We start from the raw sequence: 19045 nt of genomic DNA, 5'->3' as shown, positions 1-19045 counted from the left end.
CGAACGAAACGGCGCGCATCGGGAGTTCATGCATGAGCGTGGTCAGCAGTGCCGAACGAGTGGAACCTGCGCGCGACGCAGCCGAGCGCGGGCCGCTGCTGCTCTGGATGATCTTCACCGGCCTCACGATATTCGCCGCCGTGGTGCTCGCCCGCTACGGCTATTTCCACCTGATGGTCGCCTCCGACCGCACCTACATCTCCAGCGTCATCGCCGTGCTCTACGTCGCCACGTGCTGCCATTGCTTCTGGCGCACCAGAGCGATCGCGCGCGAGGCGGATGCAGCGCGGCGCTGCCGCGCCGTGCTGATCGGACCCGACGCGGCGCGCGCGCTCGAACCTGATGCACAACTGCTCCCCAAGGGGCTCGTCACCAACCACATCCGCAGCCTCGTCACCAAGGCGCAAACGCAAGGGGCAGGGCGGCTCGACCAGACGCTGCTACTGCGCACCTTGGCCGACCGCCTGCGCGGCTCCAACGGCTTCGGTGGCTTCGCCTCCGACACGCTGATGAAGCTCGGCCTGCTCGGCACCATCATCGGCTTCATCATCATGCTGGCGCCGATCGCCGGCCTCGACGTCAACGATAAGCTCGCGATGAAATCGTCGATGGGGCTGATGAGCGACGGCATGGCGATTGCCATGTACACGACGCTCGCCGGGCTCGTCGGCTCGATTCTGGTGCGCATCCAGTACTACATGCTCGATGCGGCGACGGGACGGATGTTCTCGGACGCCGTCATGCTGACGGAGACGCGGGTGACGCCGCGGCTCGAGCGCGCGATGGATCGCGCGCCGGAGCAGGTCGCATGATGGACGATTTCGGACTCTATCCGCGCGAGGAGCAGTTCGACCCGTTCAGCGTGATGCTGTTCAAGGCGCTGCAGATCGTCGCGTTCTTCTTCTTCATCGCGGTGCTCGCGATCTCGCCGGACGCCAAGGACGGTAAGGTCGACTCGAAAGCCGAGTTCCTGATCACGATGGATTGGCCGGACAATCACCCGGATGATCTCGACCTGTTCGTGCAGGACCCCGTCGGCAACATCGCCTGGTACCGGCATCGCGAGGCCGGCTTCCTCACGCTCGACCGCGACGACCGCGGCGGCGCCAACGATTTCATCCTGGTCAACGGTCTGAAGATCCAGTCGCCGATCCGCGAGGAGATCGTCACCGTCAGAGGCATCGTCGCCGGCGAATACACCGTCAACATCTCGCATTTCCAGAACGTTAGCGGTGCGCCGGTCGAGGCCACCGTGAAGGTGCAGAAGCTCAACCCGACTGCGCAGGTGATCTTCGACGACAAGGTCGTGCTCGACCATTCCGGCGACGAGAAGACGGCGCTGCGCTTCAAGCTCAATGCCGAGGGCAAGGTGATCGACGTGCAGCGCCGGCCGAAATCGCTCTTGGAGACGTTCCGCAGCAATTGGCGCAACGGCGCCGATATCGATCCCAAGACCGGCGTCAGGATGCTCAGGCCATGACGAGCAATCTGCAGACCGTCATCGTCACCCTGTCCGTGTGCTACGCGCTGATCGGCGCGCTGCTGCTGCTGGTGCTGGTCTATGCCCGGCTGCCGTGGCAGGCCAAGGCGGTCGCCGTGGTCATCACCAGCGCGTTCTATGTCGGCAGCTTCGTCGGCGCCCGCGGCCTGCTCGGCTGGGCCAGCGTCGACCGGCTGCCGAGGAGCTTCAAGGTGCTGCAGGCGCGGATCGTCGATCCGCACTCCGTCGAGGGCGATCCCGGCACGGTCTATCTGTGGGTCGAGGCGCTCGACGACGACAACCGTCCGAGCGGCGTGCCGCGCGCCTATCGTATCCCCTACAGCGACACACTTGCCGACAAGGCCCAGCACGCCGCCGACCAGATCGCGGCCGGCCATCCGCAGGGCGGCCGCGCCGCCGATTTCGGCACCGGCGACGGCGGGGTCATCGATGCCGCGCGCGAATACATTCTGCCGAAGACGATCATCGAGACCGCCGGCGGCGATCCCTCCACTGGCGAGTTCAAGGCCGCCAAGACCGCCGGCGACGGCGTCTCGTTCACGCCACTGCTGCCGCCGCGCATGCCGCCGAAGGACGAGCAGTAGGCGGCTGCAGCCGTATCCTCCCGCGTGAAGCGAGCGCGCGAATGATGGCGAGCATCGGGACGTTCCTGGCACGGCGCCTCGAGCTCAAGGTCAACAAGGCCAAGAGTGCGGTCGCCAGACCGAACCACCGCAACTTCCTGGGCTTCAGCTTTACCCAGGGAAGAAAGCCGCACCGGCGCATCGCAGGGGACCTGCAACGCTGACATTCCGCATCTCTCCGCCTATCTTGTTTGATGTTCCTCAAGTCTTGTGCGACCACGGCCGCTAGCCTTGAGAACCGGAGGAAACGGGTGCTGCTGGCGATTTTGACCGACATCCATGCCAATCGGCAGGCCTTTGCGGCCTGCTTGGAGGCGGCGCGTGCGCGTGGCGCGGATCGTCTCATCTGTCTCGGCGACATCGTCGGCTATGGCGCCGATCCGGAATGGTCGGTCGACACCGTCATGGAGATCGTCGCCGGTGGCGGGCTGGCGGTGCGCGGCAATCACGACAATGCCGTTTCGACCGCGAGCGAGAGCATGAATGCCGAGGCGCAGGCTGCGATGGAGTGGACGCGCGGCCGGCTCAGCGCCGAGCAGCGCCGCTTTCTCGCCGAGCTGCCGATGAGCATCGGTGACGACGACCGGTTGTTCGTGCATGCGGAGGCCTCGAGCCCGCCGCGCTGGCGCTATGTGCAGTCGTCGGCCGACGCGGCCCGCAGCATGATCGCGACCGAGGCGCAGGTGACGTTCTGCGGCCACATCCATCGTCCCGCGCTGTATTCGATGTCCGCGACCGCGAAGATGACGAGCTTCACCCCGACCGCCAACATGCCCATTCAGCTGTTGCGCGGCCGGCAATGGCTGGCCGTGGTCGGCTCGGTCGGCCAGCCGCGCGACGGTGATCCTGCCGCGTCGTTCGTGACCTTCGACACCAAGACCCGCGAGCTGACCTATTGCCGTGTGCCCTATGACGTCGAGGCGGCGGCGCAGCGCATTCGCGACAACGGCCTGCCGCCCTGGCTGGCGCAGCGGCTCTCGATGGGGCGATAGAACATGCCGAGATCAAAGCTCCAGCCGGGCGTCGTGATCGACGGCTTCACGGTCGGCGAATGCGTGCATTCCGGCGGCATGGCGACGTTGTGGAGCGTCACGCGTCCGGATATCGACCGGCCGATCCTGATGAAGGTGCCGCGCGTCTCCGAGGGCGAGGACCCCGCGGCGATCGTCAGCTTCGAGATGGAGCAGATGATCCTGCCAAGACTGTCGGGACCGCACGTCCCGGCATGTTTCGGCACCGGCGATTTCGCTACCCAGGCCTATGTCGTGATCGAGCAGATTCCGGGCGAGACGCTGTACAAGCGGCTGCCCGAGCTGCCGCTGGCCTACGAGGAGGTGCGGGTGCTGGTCGCGAAGATCGCGACTGCGCTCGCCGACATTCACCGGCAGCACGTGATCCATCACGACATCAAGCCATCGAGCATCATGTTCCGGCCGTCAGGGGAGGCGGTGCTGATCGACTACGGCCTGTCCTGCCATAGGCACCTGCCGGATCTCTTGCAGGAGGAATTCCGCCTGCCTTACGGCACCGCGCCCTACATGGCGCCCGAGCGCATGATGGGGACGCGCAGCGATCCGCGCAGCGACATTTTTTCACTCGGCGTGCTGCTCTATTTCTTCACCACCGGCGTGCGGCCGTTCGGCGAGAGCGAGACCCTGCGCGGCATGCGCCGGCGTCTCTGGCGCGATCCCTATCCGCCGCGACAATTGAAGCCGGACTATCCGCCCTGGCTGCAGGAGATCGTGCTGCGCTGCCTGGAGATCGAGCCGGTGTGGCGTTATCCGACCGCGGCGCAACTCGCCTTCGATCTCGGCCATCCCGACCAGGTCAAGCTCACGGCGCGTTCGGCGAAGGTGACGCGCGATCCGATCACCACGGTGTGGCGCCGCCGCTTCAACCGCGGCCTGGTGCAGCCGGAACAGAAATCATCCGACGTCGCGGTGCAGATCGCCTCCAGCCCGATCGTGGCGGTCGCGATCGACACCGTGGAAGGCGGCGAGGAGCTCAACGGCGCGCTGCGGCTGACCGCGCAGCGCATCCTCGCCACCTTGCCCGCGGCGCGGCTCGCCTGCGTCAACGTGCTGAAGCTCGGGCGCCTCACCATCGACCGCACCCTGGACGAGGAGGGCAACAACAAGCACATCGACCGCATGGTCGCGCTGAAGCACTGGGCGACGCCGCTCAAGCTCGACACGAGCCGGCTGACGGTGCACGTGCTGGAGGCCGTCGATCCGGCCGCCGCCATCATCGAGTTCGCCGAGGCCAACCAGGTCGACCACATCATCATCGGCGCCCGCCGCGATTCCGTACTGCGCTCACTGCTCGGCAGCGTCTCGGCGAAGGTCGCCGCGGAGGCGGGCTGCACCGTCACGGTGGTGCGCACACGCCACGTGGTGCGCGAGGCGGATGAGGAGGATGACGACGCGCCGGCGAAGGTCGTGTCGGGGACGTGAGACGTTAGAGTTGAGATCGAAGTCCGGGTCCGATTGCGCGACCGCGCCTCTCACCTGAACGGTCGCAGCTTCATGTGCCGGTTGGCGTCCTTGTAGAGCAGATAGCGGAAGCGGCCGGGGCCGCCGGCGTAGCAGGCCTGCGGGCAGAAGGCGCGCAGCCACATGAAGTCGCCGGCCTCGACCTCGACCCAGTCGCGGTTGAGCTTGTAGACCGCCTTGCCCTCGAGCACATAGAGCCCGTGCTCCATCACATGCGTCTCCAGGAACGGGATCACGGCGCCGGGCTCGAAGGTGACGATGTTGACGTGCATGTCGTGGCGGACGTCGAGCGGATCGACGAAGCGCGTGGTGGCCCAGCGGCCCTGCGTCTCCGGCATCGCGGCAGGGGCGATCGTCGCCTCGTTGGTGACGAAAGCCTCGGGCACGGCGATGCCGGGGACGGCCTCATAGGCCTTGCGGATCCAGTGGAAGGTCGCGGGCGCCTGGCTGTCGTTGCGCAGCGTCCATTCGCAGAACGGCGGCAGGAAGGCGTAGCCGCCATGGCCCAGGCGATGCTCTTTGCCGGCGATGGTGAGCAGGATCTCGCCGCCGACCACGAACAGCACGCCCTCGGCCTCCGGATCCGGCTCGGGCTGGGCGCTGCCGCCGCCGGGCGAGACCTCGACGATGTATTGCGAGAACGTCTCCGAGAAGCCCGACAGGGGGCGCGCGATCACCCAGGTCCGCGTCTTGTCCCAGAACGGCAGCGCCGAGGTGACGATGTCGCGCATCACGCCCTTGGGGATGACCGCGTAAGCTTCAGTGAACACGGCGCGCCCGGTGAGCAGGTCGGTCTGCGGCGGGTGGCCGCCCTGCGGCACGAAGTAGTTCGGCTTGTCCATCGTCGTCTCTCCTGCGCACGGATCAGCCTGCGCGCGCCACCATTCAGGGGATGCTTAGAAACAGCGGCTGCTCGAGCCACAGCTCCTCGAGATTGTCGGGGCTGATGCGGTCGACCACCATGAAGCGCGAGGCCTCATCGAACACCAGCAGCGGATGGTGCCAGACGTTGCGGGCGTAATTGACGCCCTGGCGTCCGCTGGCCGTGAAGGCATGGTAGCTCGCGGGATCACGCGGGTCGTCGCAGACCAGCACCAGCCAGGGCCGGTCCTGCAGCGGCATGAACAGCTGGCTGCCGAGCGGATGCCGCTCCATCAGCTTGATCTCGATCGGCTGCGGCCGCGGCTTGGCCTCGAACAGGCTGATGTTCACGTCTGCGCCGCCCGACGTCACGTCGATCGCGGCGAGGCCGTTGCAGCGGCGGGCGAAGCCCTGGTTGATCTCGATGGGTTGGGCGCCGTCGGTCTCGACGACGTCGCCGAAATCAGCAAAGGCCGCCTTGGTCAGCGGCTGCGGCGTGAGCGTGTGCATCCCGCCCCGCGTGCCTCAGATCGCTTCGCCGCGCGCCGACGCGGCGGCGCTGCGGATCGCGGAGATGTTGCTGCGGTAGGCCTCCGTCGTGCCGCCCTTGAATACGGCGGAGCCGGCGACGAAGGCGTTGGCGCCGGCCGCGGCCAGCGCGCCGGCATTGTCGCGGCCGACGCCGCCATCGACCTCGATATCGATCGGCCGGCCCGCGGTCATCGCGCGCAGATCCTGGATCTTGCCGATCGCCGAGGGAATGAAGGCTTGGCCGCCGAAGCCGGGATTGACCGACATGATCAGCACGAGGTCGACGAGGTCGAGCACGTATTCGATCACGCTGAGCGGGGTCGAGGGGTTGAGCGAGACGCCGGCCTTCTTGCCGAGCGCGCGGATCGCCTGCAGCGAGCGATGCAAGTGCGGACCGGCCTCCGCATGCACCGTGATGTGGTCGCAGCCAGCCTTGGCGAAGGCTTCGAGATAGGGATCGCACGGCGTGATCATCAGATGCGCGTCGAAGATCTTGGTCGTATGCGGGCGCAGCGCCTTGATCACGTCGGGGCCGTAGGAAATGTTCGGCACGAAGTGGCCGTCCATCACGTCGAGATGGATCCAGTCGGCGCCGGCGGCATCGACGGCGCGCACCTCCTCGCCTAGCTTGGAGAAATCCGACGCCAGGATCGACGGCGCAATGACGAGCGGGCGCGGCGTGAAGGACTGTGTCATGGGCGGCTGTTCCAGTGCGATCGGGATTGTCGCCGTATCATGCGGGCGCGGTTGCGGCAACGCGAGCGGGAAAAATCTGCCGAGCGCGGCATGAACTGCCGGGTTTGGGCATCCGCAACATCGCGAAATATCCGGACATATCAGCGGTTTGGCGCTGGCACGGGGATTGCGACGGAGAGATCCGACGTTGTTTCGCCGCGCATTGCGGCCACCTCGGAGTTTCGCCATGTGGTTTGCATTGGGGGCCGCCTCATCGGCCCTGGAAGCCCTGCAGTCGCTTGGGTCGACGAAGTCCGGTTCCGGCAAATCGGGCAATGCCGGCGGCGGCGTGTTCAGTCTGAACGGCGGCAGCTCGAGCAGCTCCGGCAATTTCACCCCGTGGTCGAGCTCCGGCAGCAGCAGTTCGGGGCAGATCGCGCCGGAGACGATGAACGCGCTGCTCGCAGCGCAGAGCCAGTCCGGCACATCGGGTGCGAACGCCTCGACCAGCCCGCTGCAGGACCTGTTCTCGCAGATCGACGGCGACGGTGACGGCAAGATCACAAAGTCCGAATTCGAGACCGCGCTCGGCGCCGGCGGCACCAACCTCGCCAATGCCGACAAGGTGTTCGGCAAGCTCGACAGCAACAGCGACGGCAATGTCAGCATGGACGAACTGACATCGGCGCTGCAGGGCGCGCGCGGCCGCCGTGGTCATCATCATCGTGCTGGAGCCGGGGAGGCTGGCAGCTCCGGCAATTCGTCAGGGGCAGGGGCGGACGCGCTGATGCAGGCAATGTCGGGCGCGTCGAGCTCCTCGTCGACCAACAGCGACGGCTCGACGACGACCACCATCACCTATGCCGACGGCTCCAAGGTGACGCTGACGACGCCGGCGGCTACCACCGCGTCGAACGCCGCCACGTCGTCCTACAATCTGATCGAGAAGCTGATCCAGCGGCAGTCGAAGATGCTGTCGGCCTCGACGTCCTCCACGACCGCGGTGAGCGCCTAGGCTCAGCCGCCGAAGCGGCCTTGCCAGGACGGCAGCGCGCCGGCGAACGGCAGCGGTCGCGCGTGATAAACACCGCGTGCGATCGCGCGGGCCAGCACATTGGCCGCGACCATGCCGAGCTCGCTCAGCTCGACCAGCGGCTCGATCGGCTTGGCGCAAGTCGCCGCCGCGAACACGATGTCGCCGTCGAGCGGCAGATGCACCGGATAGATCGCGCGCGCCATGCCGGTCTGCGCCATCATCGCGAGCCGCTTGGCCTGCGCCTTGGTCAAGACGGCGTCGGTCACGACGAGGCTGATGGTCGTGTTCTCGGAGGCTGACGCCGCCGGGCCGCCCTTGATGCGCATCGCCAGCATATCCGGCGTGAACGCGGCCGGCAGACCGCGGCCGCCGAACTCGCCGTCGACCTCGTACGGCGCCGCCCAGAACCACGGGCCGTCGCCGACCGTGACGCTGCCGACGGCATTGACCACCGCGATGGCAGCGACCTTGATTCCACCTGTCGTCGTCGCCGCCGCCGAGCCGAGCCCGCCCTGCAGGTTGGCCGTGGTGGCCCCGAGCCCGGCACCGACGCTGCCGAGCGCGAAGCTGGTATCGGCGGCCGCTGCGGCCGCATAGCCGAGCTCGCGATAGGGCGCGTAGCGGCCCCAGGCCTTGTTGCCACCGTTCAAGAGGTCGAACACGATCGCGCCGGGGACGATCGGGATCAGCGCGTCGCGCACGGCAAAGCCGCGGCCCTGTTCCGCCAGCCAAGCCTGGATGCCGCTCGCGGTCTCCAGCCCGAACGCCGAGCCCCCGGACAGGGCGATGCCGTCGACCCGCTCCACCGTATTCGCAGGATCGAGCAGCGCATCCTCGCGCACGCCGGGTCCGCCGCCCCGGATGTCGATCGCGGCCACCGCCGGCTGATCGAACAGGATCGCGGTCACGCCGGACGCGAGCGCTGCGTCCTGGGCATGGCCCACGCGTACGCCCGCGATGTCGGTGAGGAGGTTTTGCACGGTCGCCCTCGCGGCAGGTGATGATGCTGGATGGATAGCGCGGCTGGCGCGAGGGCTCAATGCAACACCCGGGCTACGGCCTCACGCCTCCAGCGCAATGCGGATCATGCGGGCCAGTTCCGGCTTGCGGTAAGGCTTGGGCAGCAGCAGCACGCCGGCGTCGAGTCGGCCGTGGTGCACGATCGCGTTCTCGGTGTAGCCCGAGGTGAACAACGTCCGCAGCGCCGGCCGCCGCACCCGTGCGGCGTCGGCGAGCTGGCGGCCGTTCATGGCGCCGGGCATGATGACGTCGGTGAACAGCAGGTCGATCTCTGGATGGCGCTCCAGCACGTCGAGCGCCTCGACGGCATTGGCTGCAGCCAGCGTGGTGTAGCCGAGGCTGCCGACCTGGGCGATCACGTGCTGGCGTACCAGCAGATCATCCTCCACGACCAGGATCGTCTCATTGCCGCCGCGCGCGTCCGGCGCCTGCAAGCCCGCGCTGGTCGCCGGAGCGGACGCCGAGCGCGGCAGATACAGCTTGATCGAGGTGCCGTGGCCGACCTCGCTGTAGATCTGGATGTGGCCGCCCGACTGCTTGACGAAGCCGAATACCATGCTGAGGCCGAGCCCCGTGCCCTTGCCGGTGCCCTTGGTCGAGAAGAACGGATCGAACACCTTCTCGAGATAGGCCGGCGGAATGCCACAGCCGGTGTCGCTGACGGCGATCATCACGTAGTCACCGACGATCACCTCGCTATGGGCGTCGGCATAGTCTTGGTCGAGCGTGACGTTCGCGGTCTCCAGCGTGAGCTTGCCGCCTTGCGGCATCGCATCACGCGCATTGAGCGCGAGATTGATGACCGCGGTGGCGAGCTGGTTCGGATCGGCGAGCGCGATGCAGGGATCGGCGCCGAGGATGCGCTCGATCTCGATCTGCGCGCCAAGCGTCGGCCGCAGCAAGGCTGCGGTCTCGTTCAACAGCGCGTTGATGTCGAGATCGGTCGGCTGCAGCGGCTGCTTGCGGGCGAAGGCTAGCAACTGCCGCGTGAGCTGCGCGCCGCGGTCGGCGGAGTCGTCGATCAGCTTGGCGACGGAGGCGAGCTCCGGCCGGTCGGACACGGCGTCGGCAAGAATGCCGATGCTGCCGGTGATGACGGTGAGGATGTTGTTGAAGTCGTGGGCGACGCCGCCGGTGAGCTGCCCGACCGCCTCCATCTTCTGCGCCTGGCGGAATTGCGCCTCGGCGGCGCGCTTCTCGGTGAGGTCGCGGCCGACGAAGAAGTGGCGCTGCACCGGGTCCGACCAGCTCGCCATCCAGTTCAGAACGACGCCGCGGCCTTCCTTGTGCAAGAGCTGCGCCTCGAAATTGTGGACGTCGCGGCCGCGGCGGCAGGCGCGCATCTGGCTACGGACAGCCTCGAGCTCGGGCGGATAGACGAAGTCGCTGGCATTGCGGCCGACCATCTCCTCCGGCCGGTAGCCGAGCACGTCCACCGCGCTCGGGCTGACCTGCATCAATTGTCCGTAGGAGTTGGCAACCAGGATCAGGTCCTGCGAGGTCTCGAAGATGCGGCGGCGCTCCTCGGTCTCACGGGTCAGGGCGGTTCGGGTGCGCTTGCTCTCGGTGATGTCGCGCGCCACCTTCGAGGCGCCGATGACCACACCATGCGCGTCGAGGATCGGCGACACGCCGAGCGATACTTCGATCTCGCGGCCGTCCTTGTGGCGGCGGATCGTCTCGTGATGCTCGATCTTCTCGCCGCCGCCGATCCGGCTCAGGATGCGATCGACCTCGCTGCGCCGTTCGGCGGGCACGATCAGGCCGATGTCGTTGCCAAGCGCCTCGTCTGCGCCGTATCCGAACAGGTGTTCGGCGGCGCGATTCCAGGACGTGATCTTGCCTTGCAGGGTCAGCGTGATGATGGCGTCGTTGGAGGATTCCACGACGGCGCTGAACAGCCGCTCCCGCGCGATGAAGCGTGTCCGCTCGCTTTCGCTCTGCCGGCGCTGCTGCTGCAACAGCCACGTGAGCCTCGCCTGCAGGCTGACATTGTCGGCGAGCAGGACGCCGAGTACGAAGCTCGCGGACAGCAAGCCATAGATGCGGCCCGCGTAGTAGCCGAGGTCGAACCGGGCGGCGTTGAGCAACGAGGAGAGCGAGAGGTCGAACAGCCAGGCGCACAGCACCACCATGACCCAGAGGTCGAGAATGCTGTGCGGCCTGCGCAGCGCCAGGACGAGCAGGGCAGCCGATGTCACGCACCAGATGGCGCCGACCACGACTTTCAAAGCCGGCGTGGCAGCGTCATCGCGGACGAGCGCGGGCAGCGCCGTATCATGGGCGATCACCGCCCAGGTGAGCGCCGCAAGTGCAATCGCCACGCCGAGCACGGTGACCGATAGCGACAGCGCAACCGACCCAACGGGCGTCGGACGGCGACGGTCGTCCAGCGCATAGGCCAGAACGAACAGGGGGAACGCGCCGTGCCAGATCATGTAGATCCAGACTGCGGTCTGCGGACCTGCATCGAGCAGGCCGGTCTGAGAATACAGGCCTGGGAACACCAGCGTGTGCAGTAGCGAGGCCGACGCGGTGAACAGGTAACCCGAGGCCAACCACAGCAGCGGTCGCGAACGCAGCAGCACGAACTGCGAGAACAGCAGGAACGCGGTGATGAGATCGTTCAGCGCCAGCGCCGACTGGTAGCTCGCGACGAACGCAGGCACCGCCGGCAACTCCACCTTGGCAAAGGGAGCGGCGGCGGCAAACAGCAAGGTCGAGATCGCAACCGCAGCGAGTGCTGCGATCTGGTCTCGGCGCGTCGCGGTGGACGTCGACAGCAGGACTTCGCGGTGATCCTCGATGCTCTGCATCTCCGGGAATCCTGCGCAACGGGAGCCAACATGCAAAAAAGGGAGTCGGTGACTGGCGCGCGAAAAGTTTCAATATTCTAATTAAGGTTGTATGGTACCAGATCGCGACGTTCTGTAGAATGAGTCGATAGTTAAAGTAACTGCACCTTTACCCCAATGGGATAAATATACCGGTAGTTGTGTTCGATTTCCTTATAGGTTGTAGGTTGTCCAACGGAAAATTCTGGAGAAGTTGATGCCACGGATTCTGGTGGTCGACGATCAGAAGGATGTGCGCGCCATGATCTGTATGGTGCTGCGCGTCAATCAGTTCGACGTGGTCGAAGCGGGAACCGCTGCGTCCGGACTGCAGTTGTTCCGCGACCAGGCGTTCGATGCCGTCATCGTCGACATCTATCTCGATGATTCCAACGGGCTCGATCTGGTCAGCAGTATGCGCGCGCTGGTTCCCGACGTGCCGGTGGTCGCAGTCTCCGGCATGACCGCCTTTGATGGCGCGTCGATGTCGGACGAGCTGACCCGTGTCGTTTACCTGCAGAAACCGTTCCGCCCGGCCGAACTGATGCGTGCCGTCGAAACGGCCCGTGCGGCAGTGGCGGCGAAGGGAGCCCCATCGCTTTCGGCCTGTGCCGGCTGAGCCGGCCTGTTACTTACTCTCCGTACGACTGTCCTGCAGGCGCTTCAACGACGAACCAAGCTCTCAGCAGAACGCCCCGGTCCAGGACCGGGGCGTTTGCATTTTGCTGATGATGATCGAAGCGGATCAGGAGTTCTATCAGGAGCCCTTGCCGCCGAGCTCGGCGTAGCCGCCCTTGGCGTCCCACTTGTAGACGACGTAGTCGATCTGCTTGATGTCGCCCTTGGCGTCGAAGCCGAGCTTGCCGAGAACGGTGTCCCACTCGCCGGCCTTGATGGTGTCCATCACCTTCTTGGCGTCAGTGGTGTTGGCCTTCTTCACCGCCTGCGACCAGACCTGGATCGCGGCGTAGGTGTAGAGCGTGTAGCCCTCGGGATCGATGTTCTTGGCCTTGAACTTGTCCACGATCGCCTTCGCGGTCGGCTTGTTGCGCGGCTCGGGGCCGAAGGTGAACAGCGTGCCTTCCGCGGCCGGGCCGGTGATCGAGGCGAACTCCTTGTCGTTCATCGCGTCGCCCGCCATCAGGATGGTCTTGAGACCCTGGTCGCGCATCTGGCGCAGGATGAGGCCGGCCTCCTGATGATAGCCGCCGACATAGACGAGATCGATGTTGTCACGCTTCAGGCGGGAGACGATCGCGTTGAAGTCCTTGTCGCCCTTGTTGTAGGACTCGAACATCTTCTCGGTGACGCCGGCCTTGTTGAGCGCCTTCTTGGTCTCGTCGGCGAGACCCTTGCCGTAGGTGGTCTTGTCGTTGAGGATCGCGATGTTCTTGCCCTTGAAGTTCTTCGCGATGTAGTTGGCGGCGACGAGACCCTGCTGGTCGTCGCGGCCGCAGACGCGCGCCACGTTCCACAGCTTGCGCTCGGTGAACAGCGGGTTGGTCGACGCGGGCGTGATCTGCAGGACGTTGCTGTCGGCATAGGCCTCGGAGGCCGGGATCGACGACGACGAGCAGAAATGGCCGGCGACGAAGGGAATGCCGGAGCCGGCGAGCTTTTCGGCAACCGAACGCGCCTGCTTCGGATCGCAGGCATCGTCACCCACCTGCAGTGCGAGCTTTTTGCCGAGCACGCCGCCGGCAGCATTGAGGTCGGCTACCGCCATCTCGGCGCCGTTCTGCATTTGGCGGCCGAAGGCCGATTCACTGCCGGTCATGGGGCCGGCCACGGCGATGTTGATGTCTTCGGCGAAAGCAGCGGTCGAGAGCGCCAGCGATGCGCCGAGAGCCAAGCCGATGAGTTTGAGTGGTTTCATGAGAAATCCTCGCGGGGGGTAGGTCGACACGGAACGGCCCGAACGGCGGGCCGCAGACCGCGCGCATTGTGGCTGATTTTACGGCGAAGTCACCGGCAATTTTCGACGACACCTACGAAGGACTAATGTCATTTCGGCCGGATTTTGAGGGCTCCGCCTCAGTGGCGGCCGCCCTCCAGATAGGCAGCGCGGATCTCCGGCCGCTGCAGCAGCTCGGTGCCGGTGCCCGACAGCGTAATCAGGCCGTTGACCAGCACGTAGCCGCGATGGGCGAGCTTCAGCGCGTGATTGGCGTTCTGCTCGACGATCAGCACGGTCAGACCGTCTTGGCGGTTGAGTGTCCGAATGGCGTCGAAAATCTGGCGTGCGATCAGCGGCGCCAGGCCGAGCGAGGGTTCGTCCAGCAGCAGCAGCCGCGGCCGGCTCATCAGCGCGCGCCCGATCGCCAGCATCTGCTGCTCGCCGCCGGACAGCGTGCCGCCGCGCTGGTCGATGCGCTCCTTCAGGCGCGGGAACAGCGCGAAGACGCGCTCCAGCATGCTGGCCCGTTCCGCGTCGGTCGTCTCGCCGGCGTCGGCGCCCATCTGCAGGTTTTCCGCGACGCTCATGCGCGGAAAGATGCGGCGTCCCTCCGGCGACTGCGCGATGCGCAGCTGCGCGATCTGATGCGTCGGCACCTGTGTGATGTCGTTGCCGTCGTAGACGATGTTGCCGGAGCTCGCGCGCGGCCGCCCGAAGATCGACATCATCAGGGTCGACTTGCCGGCGCCGTTGGCGCCGATCAGCGCGACGATCTCGCCGGGCTTGATGTCGAGATCGACGCCCTTGAGCGCTTCGATCTTGCCGTAGGAGGCACGCAGGCTGCGGATTGCGAGGAGGGACGCGCTCACGCCTCGGCCTCCATCACGGCTGCGGCCTCTTCCTCGTCGGTGCCGAGATAGGCCGCGATGACCTTGGGATCATCCCTGATCTCGCGCGGCGTGCCTTCCGCGATCTTGACGCCGTAGTCCATCACGACGATCCGATCGGAGATTTCCATCACGACGCTCATGTCGTGCTCGATCAGCAGGATCGACGTGGCGTGATCGGCTCGGATCGACAGCAGCAGCTCGCTGAGGGCCGCACTCTCGCGCGCGTTGAGGCCGGCGGCCGGTTCGTCGAGGCAGAGCAGGGCCGGCGAGGTGCACATCGCGCGCGCGATCTCCAGCCGACGCTGGTCGCCATAGGCGAGATTGCCGGCCGCGTCGTCGGCGCGGTCGATCAGCCCGACGCGCTTCAGCCAGAACACGGCCGCATCGATCGCGTTCTGCTCGGCCGCGCGCCACGAGGGCACGCCGAGCAGCCCGAGCACCGTCATGCCGGACGCGCGCATCAGCGCGTTGTGCTGCGCGACCATCAGGTTCTCGAGCGCCGTCATGCCCGGAAACAGCCGGATGTTCTGGAACGTCCGCGCCACCTTGGCCTGCTTGGAGATGTTGAAGTCCTTCAGCTTCTGCATCTCGAACTGCGCGCCGTCATCATGGGTCAGGCGGATGACGCCGGAGGTCGGCTTGTAGAAGCCGGTGATGCAGTTGAACACGGTGGTCTTGCCGGCGCCGTTGGGGCCGATCAGGGCCGTGATCTGCGTACGTTGCGCGGTGAACGACAGCGCATTGACGGCGACGATGCCGCCGAAGCGCATGGTGAGGTTTTCAAGTGCGAGAATGGGAGCGGAGCTCATCCGTGGCCTTCCTTGACGAGGTCCGAAGAGATGCTCTTGGATTTTTCCAGGAATACGGTTGGCGCGCGATGGCCGACAATGCCGCGCGGCCGCCAGATCATCACGAGCACCATGGCGAGACCGAACACCAGCATGCGGTAGCCCTCGAGGCTTCTGAACAGCTCGAAGCCGCCGATCATGGCGAGCGCCGCCAGCGCCACGCCGAGCTGCGACCCCATGCCGCCGAGCACGACGATGGCGAGCACCAGCGCCGATTCCTGGAAGGTGAAGGATTCCGGGCTGATGAAGCCCTGGCGCGTGGCGAAGAAGGCGCCGGCGAAACCGCCGAACATCGCGCCGGTCGCAAATGCGGTCAGCTTGGTGGTGGTGATGTTGATGCCGAGCGCGCGGCAGGCGACCTCGTCCTCGCGCAGCGCTTCCCAGGCCCGGCCGATCGGCAGCCGGCGCAGCCGGATGGTGACCCAGTTGGTCAAGAGTGCCAGCGCCAGGATCAGATAGAACAGAAACACGATGCGATGCGTCGGCGAGAACGGGATGCCGAGCATCGATGCAAGGCCGCCTTCGCCCGGTGTGAGCGGAATGCCGAACAACGTCGGTCGCGGAATCCCAGAGACGCCGTTGGGACCGCCGGTCACGTCCTGCCAGTTGATGAGGACGAGGCGGATGATCTCGCCAAAGGCCAGGGTGACGATGGCGAGGTAGTCACCGCGCAGCCGCAGCACCGGAAAGCCAAGCAGCACGCCCCAGAATGCGGCGAGAATACCGGCGAGCGGCAGGCAGATCCAGAACGACAGGCCGAAGGTGGTCGAGAGCAGGCCGTAGGAATAGGCGCCGACCGCGTAGAACGCGACGTAGCCGAGGTCGAGCAGGCCGGCGAGACCGACCACGACGTTGAGGCCCCAGCCCAGCATGACGTAGGTGAGGACCAGGATGCCGAGGTCGAGAATATAGCGCTGATTGTAGAAGATCACCGGCACCAGGAAAGTGAAGATCAGCAGCGCCGGCGCGAGATAGCGGCCGGCTACCGACATGCCGCTCTGCACGGACGGCGGCACGAAGCTGCCGAGGCCGCCGCGCGGTCCGAGCCACAGCCGCAGCAGCTCGACCGCGATCGAGCCGACGAACACCGCCGCAACCAGGCTGGTGAGGTCGCCGAAGCGGGTCCAGTATACGAGCTGGCCGCTCTGGCCCGCTTCGGTGCGGACGCCGACCATCAGGGAGAACAGACCGAGAGCGACCAGCGCACTGAGAAAGGCCTTCTTGAGGATGAAGGCGGCTCCGACCGGTTCGGAGCCTTTCGACGAGGCGGGAAGGGACGCGCTCACGCGGACTCCATCTTCAGACTTTTTCGACTTCGGGCCGGCCGAGCAGGCCGGTCGGCAGGAAAATCAGCACCACGATGAGGATCGAGAATGCCGCGACGTCCTTGTACTCCACCGAGAAATAGGCCGACCAGAACGTCTCGATCAGTCCGATCGCGAGGCCGCCGAGCATCGCGCCCGGCAGCGAGCCGATGCCGCCGAGTACCGCCGCCGTGAACGCCTTGATGCCGGCGACGAAGCCCATGAAGAAATCGACCAGGCCGTAATACAGCAGGTACATCATGCCGGCGACGGCAGCGAGCGCCGCGCCGATCACGAAGGTCATCGAGATGGTGCGGTCGACGTCGACGCCGAGCAGTGCCGCCATGGTCTGGTCCTGCTCGCAGGCGCGCATGTCGCGCCCGAGCCGCGTGCGGGATACCAGCCAGGTGAACAGCGCGAGCAGAACGATGGTGGTGATGACCACCACGATCTGAATGTTGGAGAGCTGGACGACGAAGCCGCCCGCACCCTCGTGCAGGGTATAGCCGCCGGTGATGATCGGCGGCACCGGCTTGACGCGCGCGCCCTGCGACACCTGCGAATAGTTGGTGAGCACGAACGACATGCCGATGGCGGACAGCATCGGCGCCAGGCGGAACGAGTGCCGCAGCGGGCGATAGGCGATGCGTTCGACGGTCCAGCCATAGAGCGCCGTGATGGCCATCGAGACCAGCAGCACGATCAGCAGAATGACCGGAACCGCAGTCAGGCCCAGCGACACCAGGACTAGGAACGAGATCAGCGCGATGAAGCCGCCGATCATGAAGATATCGCCATGGGCGAAATTGATCATGCCGACGATGCCATAGACCATGGTGTAGCCGATGGCGATCAGGCCGTAGATCGAGCCAAGGACGAGGCCATTGATGAGCTGTTGCGCGAAATAATCCATGAACTGCCGTGAGTGAGACTGCCGATACCGGTTCGCAACGCGGCGGGGGCCTTGCAGAGCAGGTGCTGGTATGCCTGGAGATCGCACCCGCGCCCAAGGCGACGCGTGGGCCAGTACTAACAGCTAGGAACCGGGTGCCGCAACAGCGTGCAGTGCCACAATTGCGGGCTTATCCCGCCTCCTTTGACGGCGCGGTTCCCGTGCCTTTCTCGGGTCCGGCGATCGCCATCAAATGACCACCGCGGAACACAGCACCTACCGCCGAAGGAGGTGCTCTCGCACTGGTTGCGCGTGGTAGCGAAGCGAGAACCCCATGAGCAGGCTGGCGGACAAGAACCAGGGGCACCAGAGTCCGGCCGGGAGACCGATCCGGCAAGATGAGGGACACGGAGGGGCAGCCCGCGTCCCGGCCAGCAATACCCGGACCCGCGTCTGCGGGACCGCTCGTTAGCGTGGACTCTGGAGGATTCGCTTTCAGCTCGGATTCCCTCGCCGCCGCTCGGGCTAGCCGCTGAGGCCAATGATGGCGAAGGAGGCGCGAGCGACGAGGGCCGCGACCTTCGGCGTCGAGCGCATCGAGCTGATCGTGTCGCTGGCGCCGCTCATATGCCGCTACCGCTGTCTTCCGTCGGACCAGGCACTTTTGCCATCAGCTTCGACTGGAGCCTGACCAAGGCGTCGCGCAGCCGCGTCGCCTCATCGTACCGGGTTTCCCGAGCCACCATGCCGGAAAACGGATCTTTCACCATGGTCTCGGCGGCCTGGGCAAGACGGCGCATCGGCGTCGCCACCCATTTCGCGGCGAAATTGAGCAGCACCAGGATCGAGAACACGCCACCGGCAACGTTGAACCAAAACGAGCGCACAAGCTGGCGGGTCGGCAGCATCGCGGCAACGGCGTCCTGCCGGATCAGAAGGGACCAGCCGAAGCCCGGCAGATCGGCATACTTCACGGTGGGGAACGTGACGGTGAAATAGTCCTTGCCGTCGGGCCATCGCTCGATGAGCGCGACCGGGGCCCCGCGGCTTGCGGCCTGCGCCGAGCCGATCGTCAGTTGCTTGCCGACGAGATCCGGCGGGCCGAACAGCACGATGCTCTCGCGCGACAGCAACACCAGATCGATGTCGCGCGACGCCAGCGCCGCGACGGATTCGATCACCCATTTCCAATCGATTTGGGCCCCGATGACACCGGCGGGGGCGCCGTCGTGCATCAGCGGAGCCGACATGGCGATCAAGCGGTCCGGTCCCGAAGCGGCCTGCAACATCCGGCCCAGGGTCTCTGGTTCGCGATCATCGACCGCCGTCGGCACCCCGAGTCCATGCCGGAACCAGCGCAGGTCGGCGACGCTTTGTCCTTCCAGCATCCGGTCCTTGCTCGCGATGACCTTGCCGCCGGGGTCGGCGATGCCGAGCCAGGCATAGCGCGGCTGGAACTGGCTCACGAACTGGATCTGTCGGCGCGCCTCGGCGACGTCGGCGGGGTCGATGATCGCGGCGAGCCGCGACACGTCGATCCACGTGCCGTACATCTGTCGCGCCAGCAGGTTTGCGCTGAGCTCACCGCGCGTCCTCAGCTGCTCGATCGCGAGCTCCTCGCCGCGCCGCTGCAGCGACGCC

The 19045-nt window shown here is 66.1% G+C and carries 19 protein-coding genes; 8 read left to right on the top strand and 11 right to left on the bottom strand.

Going from position 1 to position 19045, the window contains the following annotated elements; translation table 11 throughout:
- Positions 1-32: 32 nt before the first annotated feature.
- The 6 genes from QW868_RS27440 (at position 33) to QW868_RS27415 (ending at position 4577) form a co-directional block, all read left to right on the top strand.
- Positions 33-812, top strand: a complete 780-nt coding sequence (locus QW868_RS27440) for a MotA/TolQ/ExbB proton channel family protein (RefSeq protein WP_315737395.1) — start codon at positions 33-35, stop codon at positions 810-812.
- A complete protein-coding gene (locus QW868_RS27435) occupies positions 809-1480 on the top strand; it encodes a hypothetical protein (RefSeq protein ID WP_315771066.1) in 672 nt (223 codons plus the stop codon). Before QW868_RS27440 ends, QW868_RS27435 begins: the two co-directional genes overlap by 4 nt.
- Positions 1477-2085, top strand: a complete 609-nt coding sequence (locus QW868_RS27430) for a hypothetical protein (protein WP_316231984.1) — start codon at positions 1477-1479, stop codon at positions 2083-2085. Before QW868_RS27435 ends, QW868_RS27430 begins: the two co-directional genes overlap by 4 nt.
- 41 nt (positions 2086-2126) lie before the next feature.
- On the top strand, positions 2127-2288 hold the full coding sequence (locus QW868_RS27425) for a hypothetical protein (protein WP_315779797.1): 162 nt from the start codon (positions 2127-2129) through the stop codon (positions 2286-2288).
- 87 nt (positions 2289-2375) lie between these two features.
- Complete coding sequence (locus QW868_RS27420; protein WP_315776756.1) at positions 2376-3116, top strand: metallophosphoesterase family protein; 741 nt, start codon at positions 2376-2378, stop codon at positions 3114-3116.
- Between the two features lie 3 nt (positions 3117-3119).
- Positions 3120-4577, top strand: a complete 1458-nt coding sequence (locus QW868_RS27415; RefSeq protein WP_316231983.1) for a bifunctional serine/threonine-protein kinase/universal stress protein — start codon at positions 3120-3122, stop codon at positions 4575-4577.
- A 50-nt stretch (positions 4578-4627) separates the two neighbouring features.
- Here the strand turns inward: QW868_RS27415 and QW868_RS27410 are convergent, their stop codons facing one another.
- Genes QW868_RS27410 through rpe form a run of 3 tightly spaced genes read right to left on the bottom strand, consistent with a single transcriptional unit; the run spans position 4628 to position 6704 of the window.
- The gene (locus tag QW868_RS27410; RefSeq protein WP_316231982.1) at positions 4628-5458 is read right to left on the bottom strand and encodes a bifunctional allantoicase/(S)-ureidoglycine aminohydrolase; all 831 of its coding nucleotides are present in this window, start codon (positions 5456-5458) and stop codon (positions 4628-4630) included.
- A gap of 43 nt (positions 5459-5501) precedes the next feature.
- Positions 5502-5987: an ureidoglycolate lyase gene (locus tag QW868_RS27405; RefSeq protein ID WP_316231981.1), complete on the bottom strand. Its 486-nt coding sequence runs from the start codon at positions 5985-5987 to the stop codon at positions 5502-5504.
- 15 nt (positions 5988-6002) lie between these two features.
- Positions 6003-6704, bottom strand: coding sequence for a ribulose-phosphate 3-epimerase (gene rpe / locus QW868_RS27400; protein WP_315737402.1), 702 nt, complete (start codon positions 6702-6704; stop codon positions 6003-6005).
- Positions 6705-6930: 226 nt separating this feature from the next.
- Here rpe and QW868_RS27395 point away from each other — a divergent pair, with 226 nt between their 5' ends.
- Positions 6931-7698 (top strand): EF-hand domain-containing protein, encoded by a 768-nt coding sequence (locus QW868_RS27395; protein ID WP_316231980.1) that lies wholly within the window; start codon positions 6931-6933, stop codon positions 7696-7698.
- 2 nt (positions 7699-7700) lie between these two features.
- Here the strand turns inward: QW868_RS27395 and QW868_RS27390 are convergent, their stop codons facing one another.
- Positions 7701-8699 carry a P1 family peptidase gene (locus QW868_RS27390; protein ID WP_316231979.1) on the bottom strand — a complete coding sequence of 333 codons (999 nt, stop codon included), beginning with the start codon at positions 8697-8699 and terminating at the stop codon, positions 7701-7703.
- 81 nt (positions 8700-8780) lie between these two features.
- Positions 8781-11555 (bottom strand): PAS domain S-box protein, encoded by a 2775-nt coding sequence (locus tag QW868_RS27385; RefSeq protein ID WP_316231978.1) that lies wholly within the window; start codon positions 11553-11555, stop codon positions 8781-8783.
- 235 nt (positions 11556-11790) lie between these two features.
- On the opposite strand from QW868_RS27385, the gene QW868_RS27380 reads away from it, so the two are divergent.
- Positions 11791-12192 carry a response regulator gene (locus tag QW868_RS27380; protein ID WP_315750016.1) on the top strand — a complete coding sequence of 134 codons (402 nt, stop codon included), beginning with the start codon at positions 11791-11793 and terminating at the stop codon, positions 12190-12192.
- A gap of 138 nt (positions 12193-12330) precedes the next feature.
- On the opposite strand, the gene QW868_RS27375 is transcribed toward QW868_RS27380, so the two are convergent.
- From QW868_RS27375 to QW868_RS27350, 6 genes are all read right to left on the bottom strand, one after another.
- Positions 12331-13449, bottom strand: a complete 1119-nt coding sequence (locus QW868_RS27375) for a branched-chain amino acid ABC transporter substrate-binding protein (RefSeq protein ID WP_315737407.1) — start codon at positions 13447-13449, stop codon at positions 12331-12333.
- Positions 13450-13607: 158 nt separating this feature from the next.
- Positions 13608-14339, bottom strand: a complete 732-nt coding sequence (locus QW868_RS27370; RefSeq protein WP_315737408.1) for an ABC transporter ATP-binding protein — start codon at positions 14337-14339, stop codon at positions 13608-13610.
- The gene (locus QW868_RS27365; RefSeq protein ID WP_315759230.1) at positions 14336-15169 is read right to left on the bottom strand and encodes an ABC transporter ATP-binding protein; all 834 of its coding nucleotides are present in this window, start codon (positions 15167-15169) and stop codon (positions 14336-14338) included. The genes QW868_RS27370 and QW868_RS27365 overlap by 4 nt, the downstream gene beginning before the upstream one ends.
- Positions 15166-16494, bottom strand: coding sequence for a high-affinity branched-chain amino acid ABC transporter permease LivM (gene livM / locus QW868_RS27360; protein ID WP_316231977.1), 1329 nt, complete (start codon positions 16492-16494; stop codon positions 15166-15168). Before livM ends, QW868_RS27365 begins: the two co-directional genes overlap by 4 nt.
- 13 nt (positions 16495-16507) lie before the next feature.
- On the bottom strand, positions 16508-17425 hold the full coding sequence (locus QW868_RS27355; protein WP_315737411.1) for an ABC transporter permease subunit: 918 nt from the start codon (positions 17423-17425) through the stop codon (positions 16508-16510).
- Between the two features lie 602 nt (positions 17426-18027).
- Positions 18028-18936: a hypothetical protein gene (locus QW868_RS27350; protein WP_316231976.1), complete on the bottom strand. Its 909-nt coding sequence runs from the start codon at positions 18934-18936 to the stop codon at positions 18028-18030.
- Positions 18937-19045: the final 109 nt, after the last annotated feature.

The organism is Bradyrhizobium sp. SZCCHNR1051, from assembly GCF_032489615.1.
GTDB lineage: Bacteria > Pseudomonadota > Alphaproteobacteria > Rhizobiales > Xanthobacteraceae > Bradyrhizobium.
Note: the sequence above shows the minus strand (reverse complement) of the source record. Positions and strands in the feature narration are given on the sequence as shown.

Coding starts and splice junctions, on each gene's coding strand:
- QW868_RS27435 (WP_315771066.1), top strand. CDS start 809: ATGATGGACGATTTCGGACTCTATCCGCGCGAGGAGCAGTTCGACCCG.
- QW868_RS27415 (WP_316231983.1), top strand. CDS start 3,120: ATGCCGAGATCAAAGCTCCAGCCGGGCGTCGTGATCGACGGCTTCACG.
- QW868_RS27355 (WP_315737411.1), bottom strand. CDS start 17,425: ATGGATTATTTCGCGCAACAGCTCATCAATGGCCTCGTCCTTGGCTCG.
- QW868_RS27425 (WP_315779797.1), top strand. CDS start 2,127: ATGATGGCGAGCATCGGGACGTTCCTGGCACGGCGCCTCGAGCTCAAG.
- rpe (WP_315737402.1), bottom strand. CDS start 6,704: ATGACACAGTCCTTCACGCCGCGCCCGCTCGTCATTGCGCCGTCGATC.
- QW868_RS27395 (WP_316231980.1), top strand. CDS start 6,931: ATGTGGTTTGCATTGGGGGCCGCCTCATCGGCCCTGGAAGCCCTGCAG.
- QW868_RS27375 (WP_315737407.1), bottom strand. CDS start 13,449: ATGAAACCACTCAAACTCATCGGCTTGGCTCTCGGCGCATCGCTGGCG.
- QW868_RS27430 (WP_316231984.1), top strand. CDS start 1,477: ATGACGAGCAATCTGCAGACCGTCATCGTCACCCTGTCCGTGTGCTAC.
- QW868_RS27380 (WP_315750016.1), top strand. CDS start 11,791: ATGCCACGGATTCTGGTGGTCGACGATCAGAAGGATGTGCGCGCCATG.
- QW868_RS27410 (WP_316231982.1), bottom strand. CDS start 5,458: ATGGACAAGCCGAACTACTTCGTGCCGCAGGGCGGCCACCCGCCGCAG.
- QW868_RS27405 (WP_316231981.1), bottom strand. CDS start 5,987: ATGCACACGCTCACGCCGCAGCCGCTGACCAAGGCGGCCTTTGCTGAT.
- QW868_RS27385 (WP_316231978.1), bottom strand. CDS start 11,555: ATGCAGAGCATCGAGGATCACCGCGAAGTCCTGCTGTCGACGTCCACC.
- QW868_RS27365 (WP_315759230.1), bottom strand. CDS start 15,169: ATGAGCTCCGCTCCCATTCTCGCACTTGAAAACCTCACCATGCGCTTC.
- QW868_RS27440 (WP_315737395.1), top strand. CDS start 33: ATGAGCGTGGTCAGCAGTGCCGAACGAGTGGAACCTGCGCGCGACGCA.